The organism is Accumulibacter sp. (assembly GCF_023806565.1).
Classification (GTDB): Bacteria; Pseudomonadota; Gammaproteobacteria; order Burkholderiales; family Rhodocyclaceae; genus Accumulibacter.
On sequence record NZ_JAMTDV010000004.1, the window covers coordinates 44706 to 52371 of the forward strand.

Annotated in this window: 6 protein-coding genes; 1 reads left to right on the top strand and 5 read right to left on the bottom strand. The window is 63.6% G+C overall.

Annotated features, from left to right (window positions below; genetic code table 11):
* Positions 1–205: 205 nt before the first annotated feature.
* The 5 genes from urtE to urtA are packed head-to-tail and all read right to left on the bottom strand — an operon-like array spanning position 206 to position 5834.
* Positions 206–898, bottom strand: coding sequence for an urea ABC transporter ATP-binding subunit UrtE (urtE, locus tag NFV80_RS00465; RefSeq protein ID WP_295324681.1), 693 nt, complete (start codon positions 896–898; stop codon positions 206–208).
* Positions 899–903: 5 nt separating this feature from the next.
* Positions 904–1746: an urea ABC transporter ATP-binding protein UrtD gene (urtD, locus tag NFV80_RS00470; protein WP_295324680.1), complete on the bottom strand. Its 843-nt coding sequence runs from the start codon at positions 1744–1746 to the stop codon at positions 904–906.
* Positions 1743–2891: an urea ABC transporter permease subunit UrtC gene (gene urtC, locus NFV80_RS00475; RefSeq protein ID WP_295324677.1), complete on the bottom strand. Its 1149-nt coding sequence runs from the start codon at positions 2889–2891 to the stop codon at positions 1743–1745. Before urtC ends, urtD begins: the two co-directional genes overlap by 4 nt.
* Before the next feature lie 17 nt (positions 2892–2908).
* Positions 2909–4504 (bottom strand): urea ABC transporter permease subunit UrtB, encoded by a 1596-nt coding sequence (gene urtB / locus NFV80_RS00480; RefSeq protein ID WP_295324675.1) that lies wholly within the window; start codon positions 4502–4504, stop codon positions 2909–2911.
* A gap of 55 nt (positions 4505–4559) precedes the next feature.
* Entirely contained in the window at positions 4560–5834 is a 1275-nt protein-coding gene (gene urtA, locus NFV80_RS00485) for an urea ABC transporter substrate-binding protein (RefSeq protein WP_296757451.1), read from the bottom strand.
* Positions 5835–6201: 367 nt separating this feature from the next.
* Between urtA and NFV80_RS00490 the strand changes: the two genes are divergently transcribed.
* On the top strand, positions 6202–7338 hold the full coding sequence (locus tag NFV80_RS00490) for a glycerate kinase (RefSeq protein ID WP_296757453.1): 1137 nt from the start codon (positions 6202–6204) through the stop codon (positions 7336–7338).
* Positions 7339–7666: the final 328 nt, after the last annotated feature.

Below are 7666 nucleotides of genomic sequence, written 5' to 3' on the forward strand. Positions count from 1 at the left end.
GGCGGGCTGCCCGCACGGGCGCCGACTGCACGTCCTTCGACAGGGCCGGGCGTCGAATCGCTGGACGGGCAGCGCGAGCCAGATGGGAATCGCAGCGTGGCGCTCGCCGCTTTTCGCGGACGATGTGGCCGGCGCCCTCGTCGCGAGGGTAGCGTTCCCGGTAATCCGCGGTCAATCGGGAATTTGAGCGCGAGCCCGGCGACCGTCAAACCGCCAGCGCCGCGAGCACCCCGTCTTTCTCCATGTCTTCGCCACGACCGCGCAGGATGATCTCGCCACGTTCCATCACCAGGTATTGATCGGCCAGCGAGCGGGCGAAATCGTAATACTGCTCGACCAGCAGAATTGCCATTTCGCCACCCGCCGCCAGCGAGCGCACGGCGCGTTCGATGTCCTTGATGATCGACGGCTGGATGCCTTCGGTCGGCTCGTCGAGGATCAGGAGCTGTGGACTCATCGCCAGCGCACGGCCAATGGCGAGCTGCTGCTGCTGCCCACCCGACAGGTCGCCGCCACGCCGGCGCAGCATCTGCCGCAAAACGGGAAACATCTCGAAGATGCGCTCGGGTATCGGCGCGCTGCGCGGACAGGCAGCGAGCCCCATCAGCAGATTCTCGTGCACCGTCAGGCGTGGAAAGATTTCTCGCCCCTGCGGCACGTAGCCGATGCCGGCGCGCACGCGCTGATGCGAAGCGGCGCGCGTCAGATCGCGGCCGGCGAACTCGATGCTGCCGCTTCGCGTCGGCAGCAATCCCATCAGCGACTTGAGCAGCGTCGACTTGCCGACGCCATTGCGACCCAGGATCGCCGTCACCTTGCCCGCCTCGGCGGTGAAACTGAGGTTGCGCAGGATATGGCTGCCACCGTAGTACTGATTGAGCTGGTTTACCTTCAGCATCGCAGTCAACGTCCCAGATAGACTTCGATCACGCGGGCATCGGCCTGCACCTCTTCCAGCGTTCCTTCGGCGAGGACGCTGCCTTCGTGCAGGACCGTGACCTTGCTGCCGAGCTGCTTGACGAAAGCCATGTCGTGCTCGACGACGACCAGCGAATGCCTGCCGGCCAACGACAGAAAGAGTTCGCCGGTACGCTCGGTCTCCTCGTCGGTCATGCCGGCGACCGGTTCGTCGAGCAGCAGCAGCTTCGGCTCCTGCATCAACAGCATGCCGATCTCCAGCCACTGTTTCTGGCCATGCGAGAGCAATCCGGCCAGGCGCTTGCCGTGCGTATCGAGACGAATCAGGCGCAGGGTTTCGGCAATCCGGTCGCTGGCGGCGGCATCGAGTTGTGCGAAGAGACTGTGGCGGACGCGCTTGTCGGTCTTCATCGCCAGTTCGAGATTCTCGAAAACGGTATGGTTCTCGAAGATCGTCGGTTTCTGAAACTTGCGGCCGACGCCGATGTGCGCGATTTCGGGTTCCGAGAGTCGCGTCAGGTCGATCGTCTGACCGAAGAAGACGGTGCCTTCGTCGGGTCGGGTCTTGCCGGTGATGACATCCATCATCGTCGTTTTGCCGGCGCCGTTGGGCCCGATGATGCAGCGCAATTCGCCGGCATCGATCGTCAGCGACAGCTTGTTGAGGGCGCGAAAGCCGTCGAAGGTGACGGTGATGTCTTCGAGATAGAGGATGACCTTGTGCGACAGGTCGAGTTTGCCCGGCTTGAGCACGTGCCCGAGTTCGGCGGTGCCGCTGTCCCAGTCGGGATTGTCTCTGGCGTCAAGCAGTGAATCGACGGCGTTCATGCTCCCGCTCCCTTCGCTGCCGCAATCGCTTTCTTGCCGCCCTGCTTCACTCCACTGCGCAGCCTGGACCACAGGCCGACGACGCCCTGCGGCAGGTACAAGGTGGCGACGACGAACAGGGTGCCGAGAAAGAACAGCCAGTATTCGGGAAAGCTCACGGTGAACCAGCTCTTGGCGAGATTGACGAGGAAAGCTCCGATGACCGGCCCGATCAGCGTGCCGCGCCCGCCGACGGCTACCCAGATGGCGATTTCGATCGAGTTTGCGACCGACATCTCGGACGGATTGATGATTCCCACCTGCGGTACGTACAGCGCACCGGCGATGGCGCACAGCATCGCCGACAGGGTCCAGGCGAAGAGCTTGAACCACAGCGGGTTGTAACCGATGAACATCACCCGCGACTCGGCATCGCGGATCGCCGTCAGAATGCGGCCATATTTCGATGTCACCAGATAACGCGCGAGCAGCAGCGTGCCGATCAGCGCCAATGCCGAAAGGGCAAAGAGGACGACCCGTGTTTCCGCTGCCGTGATCGAATGGTCGAGGATGCGCTTGAAATCCGTGAAACCGTTGTTGCCGCCGAAACCGGTTTCGTTGCGGAAGAAGAGCAACATCGCCGCGTAGGTCAGGGCCTGCGTGATGATCGAAAAATAGACTCCCTTGATGCGTGAGCGGAAAGCGAAGTAGCCGAAGACGAAGGCGATCAGTGCCGGGACGACGAGCACCAGCAGGGCGACCCAGAGAAAGCTGTCGCTGCCGGCCCAGAACCACGGCATTTCCTTCCAGTCGAGGAAGACCATGAAATCCGGCAGGTCGCTCTGGTAGCTGCCGTCACGACCGATCTGCCGCATCAGGTACATTCCAAACGCGTAGCCGCCGAGTGCGAAAAACAGGCCGTGGCCGAGCGAGAGAATGCCGCCATACCCCCAGATCAGGTCCATTGCCACCGCGACGATCGCATAGCAGAGAATCTTGCCGATCAGCGTGATGAACCAGGTGGACAGATGCAGCGGGTTTTCGGGCGGCAGCAGCAGGTGCATGATCGGCACGGCGATCAGCGCGAAGGCGGCGACCAGGCCGCTCAGCAGCCAGCCCCGGGAGTCGAAGCTGCGCCCGAGACGGACGATCAGCGGAGTTCTCATGGAAGTTCTCTCCGGGCTCACGATTCGACGAAGCGGCCCTTGACGGCGAACAGCCCTTGCGGACGCTTCTGGATGAAGATGATGATGAACACGAGCACAACGATCTTGGCGACCACCGCCCCCGTCCAACCCTCCAGGAACTTGGTGAACACGCCGAGACCGAGGGCCGCCCAGACCGCACCGGCAAGCTGCCCGACGCCGCCGAGCACGACGACCATGAACGAGTCGACGATGTAGCCCTGCCCCATGTCGGGACCGACGTTGGCGATCTGCGACAGCGCCACGCCACCGAGGCCCGCGATGCCGGCGCCGAGGCCGAAGGCGAGCGTGTCGATGCGCCCGGTCGGCACCCCGACGCAGCCGGCCATCGGCCGGTTCTGCGTCACTGCCCGAACGAACATGCCCAGCCGCGAAAGGTTGAGGATCGCCCACATCGCGCTCAGCACCGCGATCGAGAAGGCGACGATAATGATCCGGTTCCATGGCAACAGAAGGTTCGGCAGCACCTCGATGCCGCCCGCCAGCCACGCCGGGTTGGCAACTTCGACGTTCTGCGCGCCGAACAGCGTCCGCGCCACCTGCATCAGGAACAGCGAGATTCCCCAGGTGGCGAGCAGAGTTTCGAGCGGGCGACCGTAGAGATGGCGGATGACGATGCGTTCCATCAGCACGCCGACCAGCGCGGCGGCGAGAAAGCCGACCGGGACGGCGGCGAGCAGATACCAGTCGATCGCCTCGGGAAAATACGCGCGAAACACGCTCTGCATCACCCAGGCGGAGTAGGCGCCGACCATCAGCAGTTCCCCGTGCGCCATGTTGATCACGCCCATGACGCCGTAGGTGATCGCCAGGCCGAGTGCTGCGAGCAGCAGGATCGAGCCAAGCGAGAGGCCGGTGAAAGCGCGACCGAGGTTCTCGGCCCACGCCAAACGCTGCTCGATGGCGCGGATCGAGGTTCCGGCCGCGGCGCGCACTGCGCCGTCGGGCTCGACCCAGCCATCACCGCGCTTTTCCGTCAGTGGCAGCAGCAGTTGCTTGACTCTCGGATCACTGCTCTCCCCGAGCACGCGCACCGCGGCGAGACGCACCTCGGCGTCGGTCGAGCCCAGGCTCGCCTGGGCATGGGCCATTTGCAGTCGGCTCCTGATCTCGCCGTCGGTTTCACTGGCCAGCGCCCGGTCGAGCAGCGGCAGCATCTTCGCGTCGGCGCTCGCCGTCACTTCCTGCGCGGCCTGCCAGCGCACCGCGCGCTCGGCGGAAAACAGGCGCAATGCCGCCATTGCCGCCGACAATTCGCGCCGTACCCGATTGTTGATGCCAATCGTCTCGATCGTCCCCGGCGCCGGCTTGATTTCGGCATTGCTGGCGGCGTCGAGCACTCGCCGGCCGTCCACGATCACCATCCGCTCGCCAGCAATCGCCAGCGAACCTTCGGAGAGTGCCTGCAATATCGGCAGAGCCTCCTCGGGTGCCGCCTCGGCGAGCGCTGCGATCGCCGCGATTCTGGTGTCGGAGTCTTCCGCGGCGAGCGGCTTGAGCAGTACCGGGTCGATGGCCGCCAGGCATGACGCACTCAGCAGCCAGCCGCAAAACAGTAATCCTATGGTGCGCATGCTTCCTCCGGGAGCGGGCAGCGGCGACAGGGCTCCGCTGCCCGGACGGTCCTGCTTACTTGCCCTTGCCTTCCGGCTCGTCCTTCTTCTTGTCGTTACCCGGGATGTAGGGGCTCCATGGCTGCGCCTTGATCGGTCCTGGCGTTTTCCAGACGACATTGAACTGTCCGTCGGCCTTGATTTCGCCAATGAACACCGGCTTGTGCAGGTGATGGTTCTTCTCGTCCATCTTGATCGTGAATCCCGACGGCGCCTTGAAGGTCTGACCGGCCATCGCCGCGATTACCTTGTCGACGTCGGTGGACTTGGCTTTCTCGACCGCCTGCTTCCACATATAGACGCCAATGTACGTCGCTTCCATCGGGTCGTTGGTGACCGCCTTGTCGGCGTTCGGTAGTTTCTGCTTGACCGCCCAGGCGCGATACATTTTGGTGAACTTGTCGTTTTCGACGTTCTTCAGCGACATGAAGTAGTTCCAGGACGCCAGATGTCCGACCAGCGGCTTGGTATCGACGCCGCGCAGTTCCTCCTCGCCGACCGAGAAGGCGACCACCGGCACTTCTGTCGCCTTGATCCCGGCGTTGCCCAGTTCCTTGTAGAACGGGACGTTCGAGTCGCCGTTGATGGTCGAGATCACCGCCGTCTTCTTGCCTTCGCTCGAGAACTTCTTGATCTTGGCGATGATCGTCTGGTAATCGCTGTGGCCGAACGGGGTGTATTCCTCCATGATGTCGGCGTCGGCAACTCCCTTGGACTTCAGGAAGGCGCGCAGGATCTTGTTGGTCGTCCGCGGATAGACGTAGTCGGTACCGAGCAGGACGAAGCGCTTGGCTTCACCGCCGTCCTTGCTCATCAGGTACTCGACCGCCGGAATCGCCTGCTGGTTTGGCGCGGCGCCGGTGTAGAAAACGTTGTATTCGAGTTCCTCGCCTTCGTACTGCACCGGATAGAAGAGCAGACCGTTGAGTTCCTTGTACACCGGCAGGACCGACTTGCGCGAGACCGAAGTCCAGCAGCCGAAGGTCACCGCGACCTTGTCCTTGCTCAACAACTGCCTCGCCTTCTCGGCGAACAGAGGCCAGTTCGAAGCCGGGTCGACCACCACCGGCTCGAGTTTCTTTCCGAGCACGCCACCCTTGCTGTTGATCTCGTCGATCGCCATGAGAACGGTCTCCTTGAGCGCCGTCTCGGAAATCGCCATGGTGCCCGAAAGCGAATGCAGAACACCGACCTTGATCGTCTCGGCAGCCAGCGCGCTCAGCGAATTGAGCCCGAACGCGGCAGTGACGGCAACGGCCGACATGGTCTTCATGAAATTGCGACGTAGCATCAGTTTGCTCCTCCAGGGTTAAGGACAGGAATGAATTGTTCCCGCGAACCTGAAAAGCAAATGGCGTGCCAACCGCAGCAAGAACATGCAAAGCCCATTAAATGCTTGAGTAAGGCACCTTTTCCGCGTCCCCTCGCCGACCGGCCGGTCGCCCAGGCACCAGAGTGGTGCGTACGTCGTGCCCGGGCACCAGCATAAAGCCCCTTGCCGCACCGGCACGGGGCAGCCGACGGCCCTCGCAGCAATGAGCCCCGGCAGGCGTCGACGAGCCCGCTGCCGAACCGATTTTCCTCGCAGACGGTGACATCTGTTCGGCCGATCGCTAGCATGCACGCTCCAGGGTCGCACTCTTGATCGCGAGGCAGGCATGTTCCGTATCGTCGTGGCACCGGATTCGTACAAGGGCAGTCTGTCCGCGCTGGGCGTGGCGCAGGCCATGGAACGAGGAATCTTGCGCGTGTTCCCGAGCGCCGAAGTGCGGAAGGTTCCCATTGCCGACGGTGGGGAGGGCACCGTCGACGCGCTGCTCAGTGCAACCGGCGGACAGTTGCGTCAGACCACTGTCCGCGGCCCGCTTGGCGAGCGCGTGCAAGCATCCTGGGGAGTGCTCGGCGATGGCCGAACGGCGGTGATCGAAATGGCGGCTGCCTCGGGGCTGCCGCTGGTCCCCCGTGATCAGCGAAACCCGCGCCTGACCACCAGCTACGGCACCGGTGAGCTGTTGCGCTCGGCGCTCGATGCCGGGCTGCGCCGGATCATCGTCGGCATCGGCGGCAGCGCGACCAACGACGGCGGTGCCGGCATGGCGCAAGCGCTCGGCGTCCGCTTCATCGGCCAGGACGGCAGCGAACTGCCGGCCGGCGGCGCGGCGCTAGCCGGACTGACGCAGATCGACCTGCGCGATCTCGATCCGCGCGTGGCGGAGGCGGACATCACCATCGCCTGTGACGTCGACAACCCGCTCTGCGGCCCGCGCGGCGCCAGCGCCGTGTTTGGTCCGCAAAAAGGGGCAACTCCGGAAATGGTTGCCGAACTCGACGCCGCGCTCGCCCGCTTTGCCGTCTGCGCTGAACGGGCGACCGGGAGAAAAGTGGCCGAACAGCCGGGGGCTGGCGCCGCCGGCGGTCTCGGCGCCGGTCTCCTGTTCTTCACTCCGGCCAAGCTCAAACCGGGCGTCGATCTCGTGCTCGACGCCGCCAACTTTGCCGAGATCGTGCAGGATGCGCGCTTCGTCGTCACCGGCGAAGGTCGCACCGATTCTCAGACGGCCTTCGGCAAGGCACCGATCGGCGTCGCGAAGCACGCCAAGCGTTTCGCCGTTCCGGTATTCTGCCTGTCCGGCGGAATCGGTCCGGGAGCGGACGACGTGCTGGCGCACGGAATCGACGCAGTGATCAGCATCTGCGAGCGCCCGATGTCGCTCGACGAATGCATGCGCGACGCGAGTTCGCTGATCGAATCGGCAGCGGCACGCTTGTGCCGGATCATCCGGGCGGCACGGTAGAATCGGGGCAATCGGGTGCAAATTGGGAAGGAAACAAATTGGCGGGCTGTCCATGAACTACGCCATACTGCCCTTACCCGACTTGCTCCTTGAACCAATCCCGCAGGCATGCAAAGGATCTCGTCGCGCCGCCCCCGGTGACGCATTTGTCGGCGATTCTCGTTTACCTGTCCATGTCAAAGGCCGTTGATTCAAAGAGAATTCCGGCGTTTGCTGTACATACGCACAGCATGGTGACGCAAAGCATTGCGTCACGTAGGATGTCGACTTGGAGTTGAACTGAAGCGCTGCGCGCTGGGGTAGGCACCCCGGCGCCTCGGTCTCCTCG